Origin of the sequence: Azospirillum agricola (assembly GCF_020005195.1) — a bacterium.
Lineage (GTDB): Bacteria > Pseudomonadota > Alphaproteobacteria > Azospirillales > Azospirillaceae > Azospirillum > Azospirillum agricola.
The window spans coordinates 1,112,501-1,132,096 of record NZ_JAIFZR010000004.1 but is presented as its reverse complement, the minus strand read 5'-3'; the positions used below and the strand labels follow the sequence as shown (position 1 = coordinate 1,132,096).

The following is a 19,596-nucleotide window of genomic DNA, read 5'->3' as shown; positions in this document are numbered from 1 at the left end:
GTTCCCGTCCGGGCCGGTCAGCCGAGGAAGCCGATCGACACCCAGGGGAAGGCCGCGACGACGATCAGGCCGACGGTCAGCGCGATCAGGTAGCCGACGATCGGCTTCATGCCTTCGTCCGGGCTGATGCGGCTGATGGCGCAGGCGGCGTAGTAGCCGACGCCGAAGGGCGGCGCGAACAGGCCGATGCCCATCGCCAGGATGACGATCATCGCGTAATGCACCTCGTGCACGCCGATCTCGCGGGCGATGGGGAACAGCAGCGGGCCGAACAGCACGATGGCGGGGATGCCCTCCAGCACGCTGCCGAGCACGATGAAGGCGACGATCGACACCGCGATGAAGACCGGCACGCCGCCCGGCAGCTCGCGCATCGCCGCCGCCAGGGTGCTGGAGAAGCCGGACTGGGTGAGCGCCCAGGCCATGCCGGTGGCGGCGCCGATGATCAGCAGGATGGCGCCGGACAGCGCCGCCGTGTCGACCAGCATCGGGTAGACGCGGCGCCAGTCGAACCGGCGGTAGATCAGCAACCCGGCGGCCACGGCGTAGACGATGCCGATGGTCGACACCTCGGTCGCCGTCGCGACACCCTCGATCACCGCGGCGCGGATGATGAAGGGCAGGGCGATGGCGGGCAGCGCGATCAGGGCGGCCTTGGCGATCTCGCCGCCATTGGCGCGGCGGACATGCGACAGATCCTCGTGGCGGTAGCGCCACCACACCAGCGCCGCCAGCGCCACGCCCAGCACGATGCCCGGCAGCAGGCCGCCGGTGAACAGCGCCGCGATCGACACGCCGGTGACCGAGCCGATGGTGATCAGCACCAGCGAGGGCGGGATCGTCTCGGTCTGCGCGCCGGTGGCCGACAGCAGGGCCACGAGGTCGCCCGGCTTGGCGCCGCGCGCCTTCATCTCGGGAAACAGCACCGGGGCGACCGCCGCCATGTCCGCCGCCTTCGAGCCGGAGATGCCGGAGACCAGATACATCGCGCCGATCAGCACGTAGGACAGGCCACCGCGCACATGGCCGAGCAGGCTTGCGAGGAATCCCACCATGGCGCGCGCCATGCCGGTCATCTCGATGAGCTGGCCGAGGAAGACGAACAGGGGCACCGACAGCAGGATCAGATGACTCATCCCCTCGTCCATCCGGCCGACCATGACGATCGCCGGGGTCGAGGTGGCGAGCGACAGGTAGCCGAAGGTGGCGAGGCCGAAGGCGAAGGCGATCGGCAGGCCGAGGAACACCATCGCGCCGACGCCGACGACGAAGAACAGCAGCAGGTTGAGGTTGCCGAGCCCGGCGAAGACCGGACCGGCCAGCACGGCCGCGCCGATCGTCCCGGCCACCGCCAGCGCCGCCCAGGCCACGTCCGCGGCACGGCCGACGCGGGCCAGCCGCAGCAGCGCCACCGCGATCATCAGGACGATGCCGACCGGCAGGGCGGCGGCGCGCCAGGAATTGGGAATGTCGAGCGCCGGCGTGGTCACCCACACCTCCTCCGCCGCGAACTCGTAGGCGGGTTCCGCCATCAGCAGCAGGAAGGCCAGCGCGGCGGCCACCGCCAGGACGTCGAGGAAGGCCTGCGCGCGCGGGCGCAGCATGCCGACCAGCGCCGTCATCCGCATGTGCTCGCCCCGGCGCAGCGCCACGACCGCGCCGAACATGGCGAGCCACAGGAAGAGGATGGAGGCCAGCTCGTCCGACCAGATGATCGGGCTGTGCAGGAGGTAGCGCCAGACGACGCCGAGCAGCAGCACGCCGACCTCGGCGAGCACCAGCAGCGCCGCCGGCCCCTCGACGAGCAGCCCGACGCCGCGGTCGAGGCGGTCGAGCCAGCGGGCGCGGGCGGTGGATGGCTCGGTGGACGGCTGCCCGGTGCCGGGAACGGACGTGGTCGCCGCAGGAACGGGAGTGTGCATGGAGGCCAGCCCTTCGGGTGTGAGGATCCGTTCGGACCGTCGGTCGGACGATCCGTCGGGTTCGTCGGTCGATGGAGGGGACGGACGGCCTCAGCCCAGCGTGCCGGACGTCCTTTCGAGCAGCTCCCAGGCGACGGGACCGTATTTCGCCTTCCAGTCGGCGTAGAAGCTGGTGGCGGACAGCGCCTTGCGGAACGGCTCGCGGTCGACGTTGTGGAAGGCGAGGCCCTTGCCGGCCAGATCGGTCTTCAGCGATTCGGTCAGAGCCGCGATGTCGGCGCGCTGGTCGTCGGCCGAGCGGTCCAGCTCGCGGGCGACGATGGCCTGGATATCGGCCGGCAGCTTGGCGAAGGCGCGCTTGTTGCCGAGCACCCAGTAGCCGTCCCAGACATGGCCGGTCAGGCTGCACGACTTCTGCACCTCGTAAAGGCGGGTGGTGGCGATGATCGCCAGCGGATTCTCCTGCCCCTCGACGACGGTGGTCTGGAGCGACGAATAGAGCTCGTTGAAGTTGATCGGGGCCGGGGCGGCGCCGATCGCCTTGAACAGCGAGGTCAGCGCCGGGGCCGGCGGCACCCGCATCTTGAAGCCCTTGATGTCGTCCGGCGTCTGGATCACCCGCGTCGAAGAGGTGATGTGGCGGAAGCCGTTGTCCCAGATCTTGCTCAGCGTGAAGATCGGCGTCTTGGCGATCTCGTCGCGGACATGCTTGCCGAGGTCGCCGTCCATCGCCTGCCAGACGGCGTCGTAGTCCTTGAAGGCGAAGCCCATGCTGGTGATGCCGGACAGCGGCACGAAGGTGGCGAGGATCAGCGAGGAGAGGTTGAAGATCTCGACGCCGCCGTTGCGGACCTGCCCCAGCAGGTCGGTGTCGCTGCCGAGTTGGTTGGCCGGGAACAGCTTGATGTCCAGCCGGCCGGAGGTCGCCTCGCGGATGCGGTCGATGGCCTGCTGGGCGCGGGTGTTGACCGGGTGGGTCGGATCCTGGCCGGTCGCGTACTTGAACTGGAACTCGGCGGCGTTCGCCGGGCGTTTCAGGATGGTCACCAGCGGCAGGGCGGCGGCGCCGGCCAGGACGGCGCGGCGGCTCGGGCGGAAGGAGCCGGCGGTGAGGGACGGCGTCTTGAGCATGGTTTCCTCTCCGGATGTTTTGTGGTTGGGCGTCGGTGGTCGGGAGCGGGGCGCCGGGAGCGAAGGCCGTTTTGCCGGCCCTTTGGAAAGCGTGCTGAAACAGCCGCTCCGCTCTCCTTTCCGTCATGCCCGGCCTTGAGCCGGGCATCCACGAGCGGGGGAACTGGCGCAACCATCCCCGCCCGTCTTGCTACAGCCAGCCCCTGATGCTGGCGGCCATGGCGTCGGTGGAGATGCCGTAGCGGTCGTGCAGGGTGGGCAGGGCGCCGGCCTTCAGGAACTCGTCGGGCAGGCCGATCTGGCGGAAGGCCGGGGCGACCCCGGCGCGCAGCAGCGTGCCGGCCACCGCCTCGCCCAGCCCGCCGATGACGGTGTGGTTCTCGGCGACCACCACCATGCGGCCGGTCCTTGCGGCCTCGCGCAGGATGGCCTCGGTGTCGAGCGGCTTGATGGTCGGGACGTGCAGGACGGCGACGTCGATGCGGTCGGCCTCCAGAACCTTCGCCACCTCCAGCGCGCGCATCGTCATGATGCCGGACGCGATCACCAGCACGTCGGCGCCGCCGCGCAGCAGCTTGGCCTTGCCGAGTTCGAACCTGTAGTCGTACTCGTCGAGCACCAGCGGCACGTTGCCGCGCAGCAGGCGCATGTAGACCGGCCCCTGGTGGGCGGCCATGGCGGGAACGGCCTGTTCGATCTCGTGCGCGTCGCAGGGGTCGATGACGACCATGTTCGGCATGGCCCGCATCAGCGCCACATCCTCGGCCGCCTGGTGGCTGGGGCCGTAGCCGGAGGTCAGGCCGGGCAGGGCGCAGGCGATCTTGACGTTGCGGTTCTCCTCCGCGATCGTCTGGTGGACGAAGTCGTAGGCGCGGCGCGAGGCGAAGACCGCGTAGGTGGTGACGAAGGGCATGAAGCCCTCGTGCGCCAGCCCCGACGCCGCCCCCATCAGCAACTGCTCGGCCATGCCCATCTGATAGAAGCGGTCGGGATGGGCCTGGGCGAAGATGTGCAGGTCGGTGTATTTGGCGAGGTCGGCGGTCAGGCCGACGATCTCCGGCCGGTCCTTCGCCAGGGCGGCCAGCGTGTGGCCGAAGGGGGCGGGTTTGGTGCGCTGCCCCTCCGCCGCGATCGAGGCGATCATGGCGGAGGTCTTCAGGCGCGGCTTGGCGGATGCGGGGGCGGCTTGGGGGGCGGCGGTGCTCATGCGGTCCTCCCGGCGTCGAGCGCGTCGAGGGCGATCTGCCATTCGTGCGCGTCCACGCGGATGAAGTGGTTCTTTTCGCGGGCTTCGAGGAAGGGCACGCCCTTGCCCATCTTCGTATCGCAGACGATCATCCGCGGCTTGGGCTCCGGGTGCGCCTTGGCGGCGTCGAAGGCGGCGACGACGGCGTCGAGGTCGTTGCCGTCGATCCGCTGCACGAACCAGCCGAAGGCCTCCAGCTTGTCGGCCAGCGGCTCGAAGGCCATCACTTGGGCGGAGGGGCCGTCGGCCTGCTGGTTGTTGACGTCGACGATGGCGATCAGGTTGTCGAGCTTGTGGTGGGCGGCCGACAGGATGGCCTCCCACACCGACCCCTCGTCGAGCTCGCCGTCGGAGAACAGCGTGTAGACGCGGTTGTCGGAGTTCTTGCGCTTCAGACCCAGCCCGATGCCGACGGCGATGCTCAGGCCGAGGCCGAGCGAGCCGCCCGACATCTCCATGCCCGGCGTGTAGGCGGCCATGCCGGACATCGGCAGGCGGCTGTCGTCGCTGCCGTAGGTCTCCAGCTCGTCGGCCGGGACGATGCCGGCCTCGATCAGCGCGGCGTAGAGCGCGATGGCGTAATGGCCGTTCGACAGCAGGAAGCGGTCGCGCCCCTCCCAGCGCGGGTCCTCGGGCCGGTAGCGCAGGGCGTGGAAGTAGGACACGGCCAGCACGTCGGCGATGTCGAGCGCCTGTCCGATGTAGCCCTGGCCCTGCACCTCGCCCATCAGCAGGGCGTTGCGGCGGATGCGGTAGGCGCGCTCGGCCAGCGGCACGTTGTGGCCGAGCGGTGTGGTGTCGATCGCGGTGTCCACGGGGGGCTCCGTCCGTTCGGGATCAGGAAACAATTCGGTGGATCGGTCAGTGGATCAGCATGCCGCCGTTGACGTCGAGCGTGGCCCCGGTGACGTAGGAGGACAGCTCGGACGCCAGGAACAGGCAGCAGCGGGCGACATCCTCGGCGTCGCCCAGGCGGTTCAGCGGGATGCCCTTGAGGATCTCGGTCCGCAGCTCGGGCGTCAGCTTGTCGCCGGTGATGTCGGTCTGGATCAGGCCGGGGGTGACCGAGTTGACGCGCACGTTGTCCGGCCCCAGCTCGCGCGCCATCGCCTTGGCCAGCCCCAGCACGCCGGCCTTGGCGGCGCTGTAGTGCGGGCCGCCGAAGATGCCGCCGCCGCGCTGCGCCGACACCGACGAGAGGCAGACGATGGAGCCCGACTTGCCGGCGCGCATGTGGGGGACGACGGCCTGGCTCATGTAGAGCGTGCCGCGCAGGCTGACGTCGGTCACCGCCTCGTAGTTCTCCGGCCCGATGTCCATGAGCTTCAGCGGTTGGGTGATGCCGGCGTTGTTGACCAGAACGTCGATGCGGCCGAACTCCTCGACGATGCGCCCGGCGGCGGCGAGGCAGGCGTCGCGGTCGGTGACGTCGCAGGCCAGCCCGCGGTGGGCCTCGCCCAGTTCGGCGGCGGCGCCGGCGGCCTGGGCGCCGTCGAGGTCGAGGATGATCGCCCGCGCGCCGTGCAGCGCGAAGAGCCTCGCGGTCGCCCGGCCGATGCCGCGGCGCGACGCGGCGCCGGTGATCACGCAGACCTTGTTGGACAGCAGCATGGTCGCTCCCTCGTGTCGAAGCTTGTGTCGAAGCAGGCTCCGCCGTGGCGGTCCCGCGGGGGCCGCGACGGAGCGCCGGTTTCGCTCGGTTGTGGGGGGTGTCGGTGGGGTCGGCCGATGGTTCGCGGGGCCGATCGTTGGGGTGATGCTATGGTCTTGAGGTGAATTTGACAAACGAATAAGATCGTCGATACATGAGCTGAATTCACTGATTTGCTGCGATGCGGAAACGGGTGTCGATCAAGGCGCTGCAAGCGTTCGAGGCGGCGGCGAGGCTGGGATCCTTCGCGGGCGCGGCGCAGGATCTCGGCCTGACGCCGTCGGCGATCAGCCATCAGGTGAGGATTCTGGAGGAGCAGCTCGGCCTTCCGCTGTTCCAGCGGGTGCATCGGTCGGTCGCCTTGACCGACGCCGGCCGGGCCTACGCCGCCGAGATCATCGCCGCCTTCGCCCGGATCGACACCGCCACCCGCAACGCCACCACCGCCGGGGCGGGCACGACGATTCTGACCGTGCGCTCGATGCCGAGCTTCGCCACCCAGTGGCTGATGCCGCGGCTGGGCCGCGTGAAGGAGCTGCATCCGGCGATCGACATCCGGTTGCAGGCCTCGGTCTCACCCATCGACCTGACGACGGGGGCGGTGGACGTCGACATCCGCTACAAGCCCGGCCCGCCGCCGGCCGGCTGCGTGATGGCGCAGTTCCCGGACGACATCATCGTGCCGATGTGCGCGCCGGGGCTGGCCGGCGGCCTCAACCCGATCCGCCGGCCGCAGGATCTGAGCCGCCACATCCTGATCCATTCGGAGATCAACATCGTCGGCTGGCGCGACTGGGCCCGCCGACACCGCGGCGTCCAACTGGACATGGAGCGCGGCCTGCGCTTCGACCGCTCCTTCATGGCGATCAACGCCGCGGTGAACGGGATGGGCGTGTGCCTGGACAGCCTGCTGCTCGCCCGTCAGGAGCTGGAGTCCGGCAAGCTGGTGATCCCCTTCCCCACCCAGGGCCTGAGGGCGCAGGGGCATGGTTTCGTCACCCTGAAATCCGCCTTCGACCTGCCGAAGGTCCGGCTTTTCCGCGACTGGCTGTTCGGCGAGCTGGAGACCTGCCGGCACTGGGAGGAGCGCCACCTCGCCTCGCTGTGAGACGGCCGAGGCGAGGGGCGTGTGGCCTTCAGTCGAGGGGACGGGTGCGCGGTCCGGTGGCGCTCTTCAGGTCCTTCCGAGCGGTTGGCGAAGGAAGACCGGCTTGCCCGTCCCCGTCCCCCCCTGGGCGCCCTCATCGCGTTCCCCATGCCCGTCTGGACGCAGCCGGACAGGAGGAAGGAGGAAACGCACACGGCGCCGCGACGCGCGGTGAAGCGGGAGTTTCGTATTTCCCGATCATGTTTGGCCTTGCCCACACGGAAAAAGGCAAATTATGATAATTGATCAACTTTTCTATTTCAAATCATTGCGCGGGATTCCCATAATGACGACTTGCATTCGCCATGGACGGTCGCGTAGCGGGATGGCGAAGCCCGCAGGCTGGACGTTCCGCATTGCCGCCGGTCTCCTCGCCGTCAGCCTTGGCGCCTGCGCCTCCGAAACGGTGATCGGCGTCCGCGACAGCCAGCTCGCCCAGCGGATCGACCGCCTCAACGCCACGCAGGGGGCCTACGAGCGGCAGGAGCATTCCGAGGCGGAACGCCTGATGCTCGCCGAACTGAAGGCCGCGGCATCGGCGTCGGAGAAGCAGCATCTGCTGAACGAGCTGGCCGACCTCTACAGCTACCATCTGCTGGACATCGAGCGGGCGATCGAGGCCGACGGCCAGATCCAGGCCATCGGGGTCCTGGCCGCCGAAAGCGGCTTCAAGTCGAACTCGGCGAACAACCGCATCCTGAAGGACACGGCGTACCGCGACCGCTACGTCAATGTGTCCTCCGGTCAGATCGTCGCCGGTTCCCGCGAGCGCATGGCGCGGAACCGCAGCCTGCTGTCGGGATCCTCTCCGACGGCGGGCCGGATCCGGTCGCGGAGCGAGATGGAGGACTTCCTGGCCGCCGTGAACGCCGACCTTCTCCAGACCTACCCCGGCACGGCCGACCGCAGGCAGGTGATCAGCCGGCTGATCCGGGCCGAATGGGAGCTTATCAATCTCGGCGCTCCGCCGCGCGCGCTGGCCGGTGCCGATCTCGCCCGGAAGGAGGGGATGAAGCCGACGGACTTCTTCTTCCAGGAAATCGACTTCCTCTCCCTGTCGCGCTACTACGAGGCCGTGTTCGACCGCACCGGCGATCTGGAAGCCGAGGAGATGGCGCTCGCCGTCGTCTACATCCCCTACAGCAACATCACCGATTACGCGTCCCGCTGGTCGTACAACCGGCTGGTCAACCGGCACATCGATAAACTGATCGAGACCTGTCACAAGGCCCAGCGCCTTCACGACATGCTCTATTACATCTCCCTGAACAAATCCCGGATGATCCTGGAGGAGCGCGCCCGCTACAGCGCGCAAAGCCCACGCCTGGCGGGCGGAAGCCAGGTCGTCGCGATCGATCCGGTCACCCATCTGCCGGACAAGCAGGCGTTCCTGTCCCGCGCGCGGTCCGCTCCGGCCTTCCTGGACTATTACATCGCCGGCGACTATCAGCCGGCGCCCGCCCGCTCGCCGCTCGCCCTGGCGTCGCGCCGCGATTCCGCTGGGTCCCTGATGGAGCTGCGGGCGGTCGCCGTGGCGGCGAAGCCGACGGCCTCCGCCGTTCCGCAGCCGGCCCGTCCCGCCGCCGACGGCGACGTCTTCGTCGAGGGCGCCCTCTACATCACCTATCTGGAGCGCGGGGCGATCCAGGCGCGCCGCCTGTCGGGCTCCCAGATCGGCGCCCTGCGCGCCAGCATCGACGAGGAGATCGCCGGCCTGGAGGCCGAGTATCTGTCGCTCGATCCGAGCCGCGCGGTCGCGGTCGCCGCCGGACCTGCCCCGGCCAGCCCGGCTGCCGCTCCCCTCGCGTCCGCGTCTCCGTCCGCGGGCCGCCGGCGCCCGGCGGCGGGGGCGGCGGCGAAACTGCTCCTGCCCTTTCCGGTGGCGGCGGGCACGGTGGTGTCCCCCGACAAATGGCTGTCGAAATACCCCTTCGCCCTCGCCATGGGGACCGATGCGCCGAGGGCGCTCAACCTCATGGGCTTCGCGCCGCAGTCGCGGCTGTCCACCGCCAGCGTTCTGGGCCTGTTCAACCCGACCGGCGACCTGCTGGATTCGGAGTTGGAGATCCCCCACATCTCCCGGAATTTTCCGGACTCGCAGCTGCTGGCGCGCGCGGCCGCGTCGAAGGGCGCGTTCGGCGCGGCCGGCGGCCGCTCCATCCTGCACCTGTCGATGCACGGACTCTACAACCCGGACGATCCGTCGGCGTCCAAGCTTCTGTTCGCGGGCAGCCGGATCGACGATTCGTCCAACGACGCCGCCGCCCTCTACGCCCGCGACATGCTGAGCTTCCCGGCGGCCCAGGGCAACGAGCTCGTGTTCCTCGCCGCCTGCGAGACCGGCCTCACCGCCAACGACAACCGGAACAGCGCGGAGCTGCTCGGGATTCTGCGTCCCCTGCTGATCGGCAACAACAAGAACATCGTGCTGACGCTGTGGAAGGTGAACTCCATGACCGCCGGCAAGTTCGTCGAGTATTTCTACGACGCCCTCGGCAAGAGCAGGGATGTCCGGCAGGCGTTCGCGTCCAGCCAGGAGCGGCTGCGGGCCGAATATCCGGACTCGCCCTACATCTGGGCTCCCTACTACCTGATCCAGTAGGGGCGGGGAGGCGCTGGCGCTTGGTTGATGAGGCGCTAGCGCTCGGTGGTTTCGATGAAGAGCGCCGTCTCGGCGTAGCGGCCGGGGTTGGCGTCCATCCACGCGGCGATGCGGTCGAGCAGGCGCTTCATCTCTTTCGGCCGCAGGCTGGAATAGGCGGTGTTCTTCGGGATCAGCTCGTTCAGGAAGGGCGGCTTGTCGAGGAAGGCGATCGACTTGATGAGGTCGGTGCCGAACGGCGCGGTGACGAAGAAATACTCGCCGCCGCTCGGCAGGGTGACGGGCTGTCCCGCGGCGGCGCGCGCGACGGGGGTGAGCTGGTTGGGCAGCAGGATGTTGACGCTGCCGTCGGAGGACGCGGCGATCAGCAGGAGATGGGCGTCCTTTTCCGATCTGAGGGTGTAGGACAGACGTTCGTCGTTCACGAAGCGGTCCTGGCCGTTGCCGGTGGACAGGCTGAGCCGGAAGCCGGCCGAACCGCGTCCCAGCAGCAGCAGGTCGCTGTTCTCGGCGATGACCTTGAGGGATTTGACGAGATCGACGATCGGCGACGACCGGTCCCAGTTGGGCCGGGCCGAGGTGGAAACCCCGACCGCGACGGCGCGGCGCGCGAAGCTGCGCTGGCCCGCCGCCGAATTCAGCGCGGGGTTTTGCAGCCTCAGTTGCAGGCCGTCGCCGACGCCGACGAACACCGCGTCCGCGAGGTCGGGTTCCGCGGTCAGCCGCAAGAGCGAGGGGGGGATCTGCTTTTCGATGAGCTGGCGGATCGCCGCGCTGTCGTCGACGTTGCGGAAACCGACGGTCAGGGCACGGCGGGAGACCGGCGGGTCGCGGGGAGGCTCCTTGACCGCCGGCGGGCTGCCCGCCGCCTGGGTGATCGCCGCCGGGCGCTCCGCCAGCCAATATTGGGCGCTGCCGAGGGAGGCGGAGACGAAGGGGCGCTGGCGGTTCTGGGTGGCCGTCTGGACACCGTCGCGCACCCGCTCGAACAGCGTGCGGAGCTCCAGGCCGGGGGTCGCGATGTGCTTGAGCAGTTCGGCGGTGTAGGGGCTGTGGAGCCCGGCGCCATCCTCGGCGACCGTGTTCGCCTCGCTTGCGAAGGCGACAAGGACGTCGCTTCCGCGGTTGTCGGGGGGCGCGATCCGCGCCAGCCCGCGGGTGGCCACGCTGCCGACGCTGCGCAGGTCCAGAAGCCGGGCGAGCTCGGCGGCGAAGGGATTGTCCCGGCAGGCGTCGAAAATGGCGACGCGCAGCTTGCGCGCTCCGCGCATCCGGTCGAGGATCTGGTTCAGGTACATCGACGACCGGTCGACCTCGCCGAGGCGGGTCAGCCGGAAATCGACCGGCAGCAGATAGTTCCGGTCCGCGAGCTGTATGCCGTGGCCGGCGAAATACGCCAGCACGACGTCGGGTGCCGCCTGTCGGGCGGTGTCCTCGAGGCGGCGGACAAGCGCCTGCATGCCGTCGAGGTCGAGGTCGTACCCGTCGACCACCGTGTAGCCGAGACGCCGCAGGGTGTCGGCCATCGCCTCCGCGTCCCGCCGGGCGTTGGGCAGCCTGTCGGCGTTGCGGTATCCGCTGTTGCCGATCACCAGCGCCAAGCGCTCGGCGGACACCGGCTGGCAGCTCATCCAGGCGGCGAACAGCGTAAGAGCGAAAACCAGGAAGCGGACCGGATTCTTCATCGCTTCACTCTTATCCTGATGGAGCCCGGCCCGGTTGCGGCCGCCGGTGGAAAATGGCCGTTGGGTTTCCCATTTTCACCTTATCGGGATGACGCCGAAACCGTCAAGCTGGCGGCCGGCGATGCGGCGTGCGTGCCGGCCGGACGCCCCGCCCCTTCGCAAGGCGCTTGTCCGTGGACGTGTCCGCCGTTACAAATCCATCCGTATGGATTTGAATGAGATCCGGGAGGTTTCATGGGACGCCCGCCGACGATCGACCGGGACAGGGTTCTCGACATCGCCGAAGGAATCGTGCTGAAGGCGGGGACCAGCGGCCTGACGATGGACGCCGTCGCCAAGGCCGCCGGCGTTTCCAAGGGCGGCGTCCAGTCGCGGTTCGGGACCAAGGACGACCTGATCGCCGCCATGATCGAACGCTGGGGACGCGAGTACGACGCCCAGATCACCGCCCTCGCCGGGCCGTCGCCGTCGCCGGTGGAAGCGGTGCGCGGCCACGTCGAAGCCACCATGGCCATGGACGCCGAGAGCCACGCCCGGGCGGCCGGCATGATGGCGGCGCTGATCGAGGCCAAACAGCACATCGACAACACCAGGGCCTGGTACGGGGAGCGGTTTGGCGGCCTCGATCCCCGTTCCGAGGAAGGGCGCCGGGCCAGGCTCGCCTTCCTCGCCGCCGAGGGCGCGTTCCTTCTGCGCGCCTTCGGCTTCATGGACTTTCCCGACGAGGAATGGGGCAGCCTCCGGCACGACCTGCGCGCGCTCCTCGACGGCGGCAGCTGAGCGGAGGCCGGCCTTCCGCCGGCGCCCCGCCTCCGTCACCACCAAGGATCCCCCGACTCATGGCTCCCGGCACCCGATGGCTGATTCTGGCCACCGTTTCCAGCGCCCTGTTCCTGATCGTCGTCGACATGACGGTGCTCTACACCGCCTTGCCGACGCTCACCCGCGACCTGGGGGCCACCGCCTCGCAGAAGCTCTGGATCGTCAACGCCTACCCCCTGGTGATGGCGGGGCTGCTGCCGGCCTCGGGCTCGCTGGGCGACCGGCTGGGCCACAAGCTGATGTTCATGGCCGGCCTGCTCGTGTTCGGCCTGGCGTCGCTCGGCGCGGCCTTCGCGCCTTCGGCGGCGGCGCTGGTCGCGGCGCGGGCGGTGCTGGCGGTCGGAGCGGCGATGATGATGCCGGCGACGCTGTCCTTGATCCGCCTCACCTTCACGGACGCGGAGGAGCGGTCGCTCGCCATCGGCATCTGGGCCGCCATCGCCTCCGGCGGCGCCGCGGCCGGTCCGGTGATGGGTGGGGTGCTGCTGGAGCATTTCCGCTGGGGGGCGGTCTTCCTGATCAACGTGCCGGTGGTCGCGGCGGCCCTGGCCGGGAGCGCCCTTCTGCTGACCAACCGTCCCGGCGACGCCGGCCATCCCTGGGATCTGGCCGGTTCGCTCCAGGCCATGATCGGGCTCGGCGGCCTGGTCTACGCGCTGAAGGAGGCCGCCAAGCGTGATTCCTCCTGGGAAGCGGCCGGTCTGGCGCTGGCCGTCGGCCTGATCGCCACGCTGCTGTTCGTGCGCCGGCAGCGCCGCGCCCGCTTTCCGCTGATCGATTTCTCGCTCTTCGCGGATCCGCGCTTTTCGGCGGGCGTGGCGACCGCCCTGACGGCGTCGGCGGCGCTGATCGGGATGGAGCTGGTGTTCAGCCAGCGCCTCCAACTTGTGCTGGGGCTGTCGCCGCTCGACGCCGGCCTGCTGATCCTGCCGATCCCGCTCGCCTCCCTGGTCGCGGCGCCGCTGACCGGGCTGGCGCTGCCGCGGCTCGGCTCCGCGCGGGTGCTCTGGGGGGCGCTGATGACGACCGGGCTGTCCCTGTTCGCCTTCCTCGCCAGCCACGACGGTCCCGCCGCCCTGTGGATCACCGCCCTCACGGCGATGGGGTTCGGGAGCGGCGCCGCGGTGACGGCCGCGTCCTCGGTCATCATGCTCTCCGCTCCCGAGGAGCGGGCCGGAATGGCCGCCTCGATCGAGGAGGTTTCCTACGAACTGGGCGGAACGCTCGGCATCGCGCTGCTCGGCAGCCTGATGTCGGTGCTCTACACGCGGGCCATGCTCGTCCCGCAGGGGATTGCGATCGCCTCCGAAGCGCGCGACAGCCTCGACGAGGCTCTTGTCCTGGCCGAAGGGCTGGCGCCGCTCCAGGCGGAGCAGGTCGTCGGCGTGGCGCGGGCGGCCTTCGACCAAGCCTTCACCGGTGTCGTCGGCGTGGCCGCCCTGATGCTGGTCGCCGTCGCGCTTGTCGTTCGCCACCGGCTCGCCGGCCGGAAGGAGGCCGAAGGCAGCGGCTTGCCGGAACGGCGCGCCGATGGCTGCTGAACGTGGATCGACGGCCGCCGGTCAGGTGAAGACCATGCCGCCGTCGACCATCAGCGACTGGCCGGTCATGAAGTCGGAATCGGGTGAGGCGAGGAAGCGCGCCACCCCGACCAGATCCTCTGCCGTCGACGGCCGGCCGAGCACCGCGCCGGCGGCGAACATGTCGAAGGCCTCGTTCTCGGTCCGGGTCAGGCCGGTGTCGCGGAAGCCCTTGTCGATGATCTTCCACATCTCGGTCGCCACCACGCCGGGGCAGATGGCGTTGGCGGTGATCCCCTCCTTGCCGAAGGCGCGCGCCGCCGCCTGGGTCAGGGCGACCACGGCGAACTTGCTCGCCGAGTAATGGGCGAGCGGCTCGTAGCCCTGCTTGCCGGCGATGGAGGCGGTGTTGACGATCTTGCCGCCGCCGCCCTGGGCCCGGAAGGTCTTGATCGCCTCCTGCATGCCGATCAGCACGCCCAGCGCGTTGACGTCGGTGACGAAGCGCCAGTCCTCCTCGGTGATGTCGAGGAAGGGCTTGGTCTGCGCCACCCCGGCGTTGTTGAAGAGAACGTCGAGCCGGCCGTGCGCGCGGACCGTCTCGTCGATCATGCGGCGCACGGCGTCGCGGTCGCGCACGTCGACCGTGACGGCGATGGCGGCGCCGCCGGCCGCGCGGATGGTTTCGGCGACCCGCTCGGCCTCGTCGGCGGTGCGGTCGGCGATGGTCAGCCGGGCGCCGTCGGCGGCGAGCGCGCGGGCGATGGCGGCGCCGATGCCGCGGCCGGCGCCGGTGACGATGATGCTCTTGTTCCTCAGATCGGGCATGATGGGTCTCCTTGGACCGGCGCGCGTCCCGTGGCGCGCCGGTCCGCAAGGGGTCAGGTGGTCGTGCGGGTGGCGGGGGTGCCGATGTGCTCCTTGAGCAGGGCGTTGACCTTGCCCGCCGCTTCCATCTGCACCATGTGGCCGGCGTTGGGGATCACCACGCTCCGCGCCCCGCCGCCCAGCGCCGTGGCGTGGGCGGCGGGGATGACGCGGTCCTGCTCGCCCCACACCACCAGGGTCGGCAGTCCGGTCGCGGCGACCGCGTCGGCGAGGATCTCGGCCTGCGCGCCGTCGGCGAACAGCGCGGCGGACAGCGCCCGCAGCGCCGCGTCGACGCCGTCGAGCCGCTTGTATTTCAGCAGGTCGTCGACCAGCTTGCGGCCGACCAGGCTCTGGTCGGCGAACAGCGTCTCCAGCACCGGCTTCAGGTCGCGGCGGGAGTTGGCCGCGGTGAAGCCCTGGATGTAGCCGTGGTCGATGGCGCTCCCCAGTCCGGCCGACGCGATCAGCGACAGCGACGCCACCCGCTCCGGCGCGTCGAGCGCCGTCCGCATCGACACCGCCCCGCCCATCGAATGGCCGACGAGATGGGCACGGTCGATGCCGGCCGCGTCCATGAAGCCGAGCACCGCCTTCGACAGGCCCGCCAGGGTCGGATCGGCCAGGGTCTTGGCCGATTGCCCATGCCCCGGCAGGTCGAGCGCGTAGACGGTGGCGCTCTCCGCCAGCGCGTCGATGGTGAACAGCCAGTTGTCGAGGTCGCCGCCGAAGCCGTGCAGCAGCAGGACGGCCGGCCCCTCTTCGCCGCGCGCCCCGTCACGCTTGGCGTAGCGCAGGGTTCCGGCCGGGGTTTCGGCGAAGAGATACCGTGGAGCGGCCTCGGCCTCTTCTTCCGCCCCGCCGGCCGCCGGCGCGGCGTAGGCGTCGATGAAGGCGTCGATCTCGCTGTCCGGCACGTCGGGTTCGGCCAGCACGGCGATCAGCGCCTTCACCGGATAGACGGTGCCGGGCTCGCCCAGCACCCGGCGGAGGATTCCGCTGTCCCCCGCCTCGACGACGTTGGTGATCTTGTCGGTCTCGACCTCCAGCAGCTCGTCGCCGAGGGCCACGCTGGCCCCCGGCCGCTTCAGCCAGCCGGTGAGCTTGCCCTCCGACATGGAGAGCCCCCATTTCGGCATGACGATGGGCTTGATGCGCTCGTTCAACATGAATTCAGGCTCCGGCGGAAATAAGGCGGCCCCGTCAGGCGGCCCCGTCAGGCGGCCCCGTCAGGCGGCGATGCTGCGCGGCGTGGTGCCGGTCGGCGCCAGCGTGCGGAGTGCGGCGGCGGCGATGGCCTCGGCGCTGGGGACGTAGAGATCCTCCAGCGACGGGGCGAAGGGCACCGGCGTGTGCGGCGCCGTCACCATCTGCACCCCGGCCTTCAGCGCGCCGAAGGCGTTCTGCCCGATGTAAGCCGCGATGTCGGTGGCGAGGTTGCAGCGCGGGTGCGCCTCGTCCACCACCACCAGCCGGCCGGTGCGCTCGACGCTCTCGACGATGCTGTCCCAATCGATCGGCGACAGGGTGCGCAGGTCGATCACCTCGGCCTCCACCCGCTCCCTGGCCAGCGCGTCCGCCGCCGCCATGGCGCGGTGGACGGTCAGGCCGTAGCTGACGATGGTCACGTCGTCGCCGTCGCGGAGCACGTTCGCCTCGCCGAAGGGGATGGCGTAGGATTCGGCCGGAACCTCGCATTCCATTCCGTAGAGGTTCTTGTGCTCGCAGAAGATGACCGGGTCGTTGTCGCGGATCGCCTGGATCAGCAGCCCCTTGGCGTCGTAGGCGTTGCTGGGGCAGACCACCTTCAGGCCGGGGATGTGGGTGAACAGCGGGGTCAGCATCTGCGAATGCTGGGCCGCCGCGCGGAAGCCGGCGCCGACCATGCCGCGGATGACCACAGGGGTTTCCGCCTTGCCGCCGAACATGTAGCGGAACTTGGCCGCCTGGTTGAAGATCTGGTCGAAGCAGACCCCCATGAAGTCCATGAACATCAGTTCCGCCACCGGCCGCAGCCCGCAGGCGGCGGCGCCGATCGCCGCCCCGATGTAGGCCGATTCCGACAGCGGCGTGTCCATCAGCCGGTCGCCGTGCTTGGCGTGCAGCCCTTTGGTGACGCCGAGCACGCCGCCCCAGGCGTCGGCCTCGCCATGGGCGCCGGTGCCGCCGACGATGTCCTCGCCCATGACGATGACGGTGGGGTCGCGGCGCATTTCGAGGTCGAGCGCCTCGTTGATCGCCTGTTTCATGCTGATCTTGCGGGACATGCTGTTTCCTCCGCGTGGCTTGTTCGTTGACGCTTGGTCGGGGGGCTCAGTAGGCGACGTAAACGTCGGTCAGCAGATCGCCGGCCGCCGGCAGCGGGGCGGCCTTGGCGGCGCGCACGGCGTCCTCGATCAGGTCGGCGACCGCGCGGTCGATGGCCTGCAACTCGGCGCGCGCGATGACGCCGGCCTCGATCACCCGCTCGCCCAGCATGACCAGGCAGTCGCGCGACGCGCGCAGCGCCTCGACCTCGCCCTTGGCGCGGTAGGTCTGGGCGTCGCCCTCGAAATGGCCGTAGAAGCGGACCATGTTGCATTCCAGCAGCGCCGGCCCGCCGCCCTCGCGGGCGCGGCGGATGATCTCGCCGGCCGCCTCGTGGACCGCGAAGAAGTCGGTGCCGTCCACCGTGACGCCCGGCATGCCGAAGCCGGTGGCGCGGTCGACGTAGCTGTCGCAGGACACCGCCCATTCCATCGCCGTGGATTCGGCGTAGCCGTTGTTCTCGACCACGAAGACCACCGGCAGGTTCCACACGGCGGCGAGGTTCAGGCTCTCCAGGAAGGTCCCCTGGTTCGAGGCGCCGTCGCCGACGAAGGTGATGCCGACCCCGCGGTCGCCGCGCACCTTGGCGGCGAGCGCCGCGCCGCAGATCAGCGGGGCACCGGCCCCCAGGATGCCGTTGGCGCCCATCATGCCCTTGGACAGGTCGGCGATGTGCATGGAGCCGCCCTTGCCCCGGCAGGCGCCGGTGCTGCGCCCGTAGATCTCGGCCATCATCGCGTGGACGTCGACGCCCTTGGCGATGCAGTGGCCGTGCCCGCGGTGGGTCGAGGCGATGCGGTCATTGTCGTTCAGATGCATCATGATGCCGGTGGCGCAGGCCTCCTCCCCGGCGTAGAGGTGGACGAAGCCGGGAATGTCGCCCTTGGCGAAATCGACGTGCAGCCGCTCCTCGAACTCGCGGATCGTCCGCATGGTGCGGTAGGCGCGCAGCAGGTCGTCCTTGCTCAGCGGAAAGGGATTCTCGGTCACGGTGGCTCTCCCCGGTGCGGTTGGTGATTGTTGAAAGGCGGTGCTCACAGATCGGCCGAAACCGGCACGGGGGTGCCGGTCAGCAGCCGGTTCTCGGCGGCGTGCCGCATGCAGCCGCTCACGTTCACGGTGCGGAAGGCGTCGTCGCGCAGGGTCAGCGACAGCCGGTCCCGTGCCGTGAAGGACAGCTCGCGCTCGCCGTCGAGCGCGATGGTGCCGGCCTCGACCTCCGGGACGAAGGGCACGCCGGCCGGCATGCGGCGCCAGTCGGTGACGCCGACGGCCGCCATCATCCCCGGCGCGATGGGCGCCCGCAGGATGGTCCCGCCGGGACGCGGCCCGGACAGTGGAGACGGCTGGCCGGCGGGGGACAGCCGCACCATCAGCCCGCCGCTCTCGCCGCGCGCGACGGGTTCGAGCAGCCCGGCGATGGCCGACATGCCGATCACCTCCGGGTCGGCGAAGGTGACGTAGAGTTCGCGGAAATTCTCGGTGCGCCACAGGGCGCGGGCGCCGATGTAGCGCTCGGCCACCAGCGCCACGTCGACCAGGGCGATCTCCGACGGGGTTTCGCCGTTGATCGCCACGTCGATGCGCTTGTTGCCGGCGAAGGCGATGTGCGGCGGCACCCGGCCGGTCACCGCCAGCCCGGTCGCCAGCCCGGTGATGGTCGGTTCGCGGTGATCGGGAAAGGCGTTGTTGGTGCCGGTCGAAATGCCGGCGATCGGCACCGCGCCGCACTGGGCGGCCACCGCCCGGTGGGTGCCGTCGCCGCCCAGCACGACGATGGCGGCCACCCCGGCCTGCCGCATCGCGCGGGTGGCGCGGTGGGTGTCCTCGACGGTGCCGGTGACCGGCATCGCCACCGGGTGGATGGCGGGGTAGGGATCCTCGCCATGGGCCCGCGCCCGCGCCACCCCGCGTTCGACATGGCCGCGGATGCCGCCCTTCTCCGGCATCATCAGCACCTCGGCGACGCCGCAGGCGCGCAGCGCCGCCAGCACGCGCAGCAGAATGTTCGCCCGGTCGGTGACCTGGAGGTTCGCTGCGTTGGCGACGACCCGCCGGATGTCGCGGGCGGAAACGGGGTTGGCGACGATGCCGACGACCGGAGTCACGATGCGTCCCCTTCATGCGTGGATGCCGAAGGGAAGAGAGCAACCGGCGTGCCAAGCCGTCAGTGTGGCCGATCATCATGTTTTTCAACGATCGGCGCGCGATCCGGCGGCGCGTGCCGCATCACCTGTTGCGCGACCTGTTGCATCGGCCTGCAACAGGTGTGGCGTTCAGTCGAGCCGGTGCGGCGCGACGATGCCGAAGCGATGCATCTGGCGGTGGACGGTCGAGCGGTCCACCCCCAGCGCCCGCGCCGCCGCCGACACGTTCCAGTGATGGCGGCGCAGGGTCTCGCGGAGCCGGGTGGCGGAATCCTGGCCGTCCTCCTCCGGCCGAACCGGAGCGGGCGTTGTCATGGTGGACGCCGCGCCGGGGGCTGGCCACGCCCTGAACAGCCCGCTGTGCTGCACCGGCTCGGGAATGTCGGCCAACTCGATCACCCCGGCGGTGCAGACGGCGCAGGCGTAGTCCAGCGCGTTCACCAGCTCGCGCACGTTGCCCGGCCAGGGATGGGCGCGCAGGGCCGCCAGGGCCGTCGGGGTCAGCCGGTAGGCGCTGGAGTCGCGCGCCGCCCGTTCGGCCAGCAGCCG

16 protein-coding genes (1 of these 16 running past the window's edge) are annotated in these 19,596 nt (G+C 70.1%); 4 read left to right on the top strand and 12 right to left on the bottom strand.

Annotated features, from left to right (window positions below; genetic code table 11):
• Window positions 1-17: 17 nt before the first annotated feature.
• The 5 genes from JN22_RS13650 to JN22_RS13630 form a co-directional block, all read right to left on the bottom strand.
• Window positions 18-1,922 (bottom strand): TRAP transporter large permease, encoded by a 1,905-nt coding sequence (locus tag JN22_RS13650; protein WP_085554418.1) that lies wholly within the window; start codon window positions 1,920-1,922, stop codon window positions 18-20.
• Between the two features lie 90 nt (window positions 1,923-2,012).
• Entirely contained in the window at window positions 2,013-3,053 is a 1,041-nt protein-coding gene (locus tag JN22_RS13645; RefSeq protein WP_085554417.1) for a TRAP transporter substrate-binding protein, read from the bottom strand.
• A gap of 190 nt (window positions 3,054-3,243) precedes the next feature.
• Window positions 3,244-4,260: a transketolase family protein gene (locus tag JN22_RS13640; RefSeq protein WP_211099648.1), complete on the bottom strand. Its 1,017-nt coding sequence runs from the start codon at window positions 4,258-4,260 to the stop codon at window positions 3,244-3,246.
• On the bottom strand, window positions 4,257-5,114 hold the full coding sequence (locus JN22_RS13635) for a transketolase (protein ID WP_143268293.1): 858 nt from the start codon (window positions 5,112-5,114) through the stop codon (window positions 4,257-4,259). Before JN22_RS13635 ends, JN22_RS13640 begins: the two co-directional genes overlap by 4 nt.
• 46 nt (window positions 5,115-5,160) lie before the next feature.
• Window positions 5,161-5,910, bottom strand: a complete 750-nt coding sequence (locus JN22_RS13630; protein ID WP_085554415.1) for an SDR family NAD(P)-dependent oxidoreductase — start codon at window positions 5,908-5,910, stop codon at window positions 5,161-5,163.
• 221 nt (window positions 5,911-6,131) lie between these two features.
• Here JN22_RS13630 and JN22_RS13625 point away from each other — a divergent pair, with 221 nt between their 5' ends.
• Both JN22_RS13625 and JN22_RS13620 read left to right on the top strand, forming a co-directional pair.
• Complete coding sequence (locus JN22_RS13625) at window positions 6,132-7,058, top strand: LysR substrate-binding domain-containing protein (protein WP_085554414.1); 927 nt, start codon at window positions 6,132-6,134, stop codon at window positions 7,056-7,058.
• 364 nt (window positions 7,059-7,422) lie between these two features.
• Complete coding sequence (locus JN22_RS13620; RefSeq protein WP_085554413.1) at window positions 7,423-9,699, top strand: CHAT domain-containing protein; 2,277 nt, start codon at window positions 7,423-7,425, stop codon at window positions 9,697-9,699.
• A 35-nt stretch (window positions 9,700-9,734) separates the two neighbouring features.
• On the opposite strand, the gene JN22_RS13615 is transcribed toward JN22_RS13620, so the two are convergent.
• A complete protein-coding gene (locus tag JN22_RS13615; RefSeq protein ID WP_085554412.1) occupies window positions 9,735-11,384 on the bottom strand; it encodes a caspase family protein in 1,650 nt (549 codons plus the stop codon).
• Between the two features lie 234 nt (window positions 11,385-11,618).
• Between JN22_RS13615 and JN22_RS13610 the strand changes: the two genes are divergently transcribed.
• A complete protein-coding gene (locus tag JN22_RS13610) occupies window positions 11,619-12,164 on the top strand; it encodes a TetR/AcrR family transcriptional regulator (protein WP_085554411.1) in 546 nt (181 codons plus the stop codon).
• Between the two features lie 59 nt (window positions 12,165-12,223).
• Complete coding sequence (locus tag JN22_RS13605; protein ID WP_085554410.1) at window positions 12,224-13,747, top strand: MFS transporter; 1,524 nt, start codon at window positions 12,224-12,226, stop codon at window positions 13,745-13,747.
• A gap of 21 nt (window positions 13,748-13,768) precedes the next feature.
• Here JN22_RS13605 and JN22_RS13600 read toward each other — a convergent pair whose 3' ends face one another.
• From JN22_RS13600 to JN22_RS13575, 6 genes are all read right to left on the bottom strand, one after another.
• Entirely contained in the window at window positions 13,769-14,554 is a 786-nt protein-coding gene (locus tag JN22_RS13600) for an SDR family NAD(P)-dependent oxidoreductase (RefSeq protein ID WP_085554409.1), read from the bottom strand.
• Between the two features lie 53 nt (window positions 14,555-14,607).
• On the bottom strand, window positions 14,608-15,762 hold the full coding sequence (locus JN22_RS13595) for an acetoin dehydrogenase dihydrolipoyllysine-residue acetyltransferase subunit (RefSeq protein WP_179166152.1): 1,155 nt from the start codon (window positions 15,760-15,762) through the stop codon (window positions 14,608-14,610).
• A gap of 60 nt (window positions 15,763-15,822) precedes the next feature.
• The gene (locus JN22_RS13590; RefSeq protein ID WP_085554408.1) at window positions 15,823-16,860 is read right to left on the bottom strand and encodes an alpha-ketoacid dehydrogenase subunit beta; all 1,038 of its coding nucleotides are present in this window, start codon (window positions 16,858-16,860) and stop codon (window positions 15,823-15,825) included.
• A gap of 46 nt (window positions 16,861-16,906) precedes the next feature.
• Window positions 16,907-17,890, bottom strand: a complete 984-nt coding sequence (locus JN22_RS13585; protein ID WP_085554407.1) for a thiamine pyrophosphate-dependent dehydrogenase E1 component subunit alpha — start codon at window positions 17,888-17,890, stop codon at window positions 16,907-16,909.
• A 44-nt stretch (window positions 17,891-17,934) separates the two neighbouring features.
• Entirely contained in the window at window positions 17,935-19,008 is a 1,074-nt protein-coding gene (locus JN22_RS13580; RefSeq protein ID WP_085554406.1) for an ATP-NAD kinase family protein, read from the bottom strand.
• A 168-nt stretch (window positions 19,009-19,176) separates the two neighbouring features.
• Window positions 19,177-19,596 carry the final stretch of a sigma-54-dependent Fis family transcriptional regulator gene (locus tag JN22_RS13575; RefSeq protein ID WP_085554405.1) on the bottom strand. The gene runs 1,551 nt beyond the window's last position, so 420 of the gene's 1,971 nt are visible here — the last part of the coding sequence; its start codon lies off the right edge, out of view; it ends in the stop codon at window positions 19,177-19,179.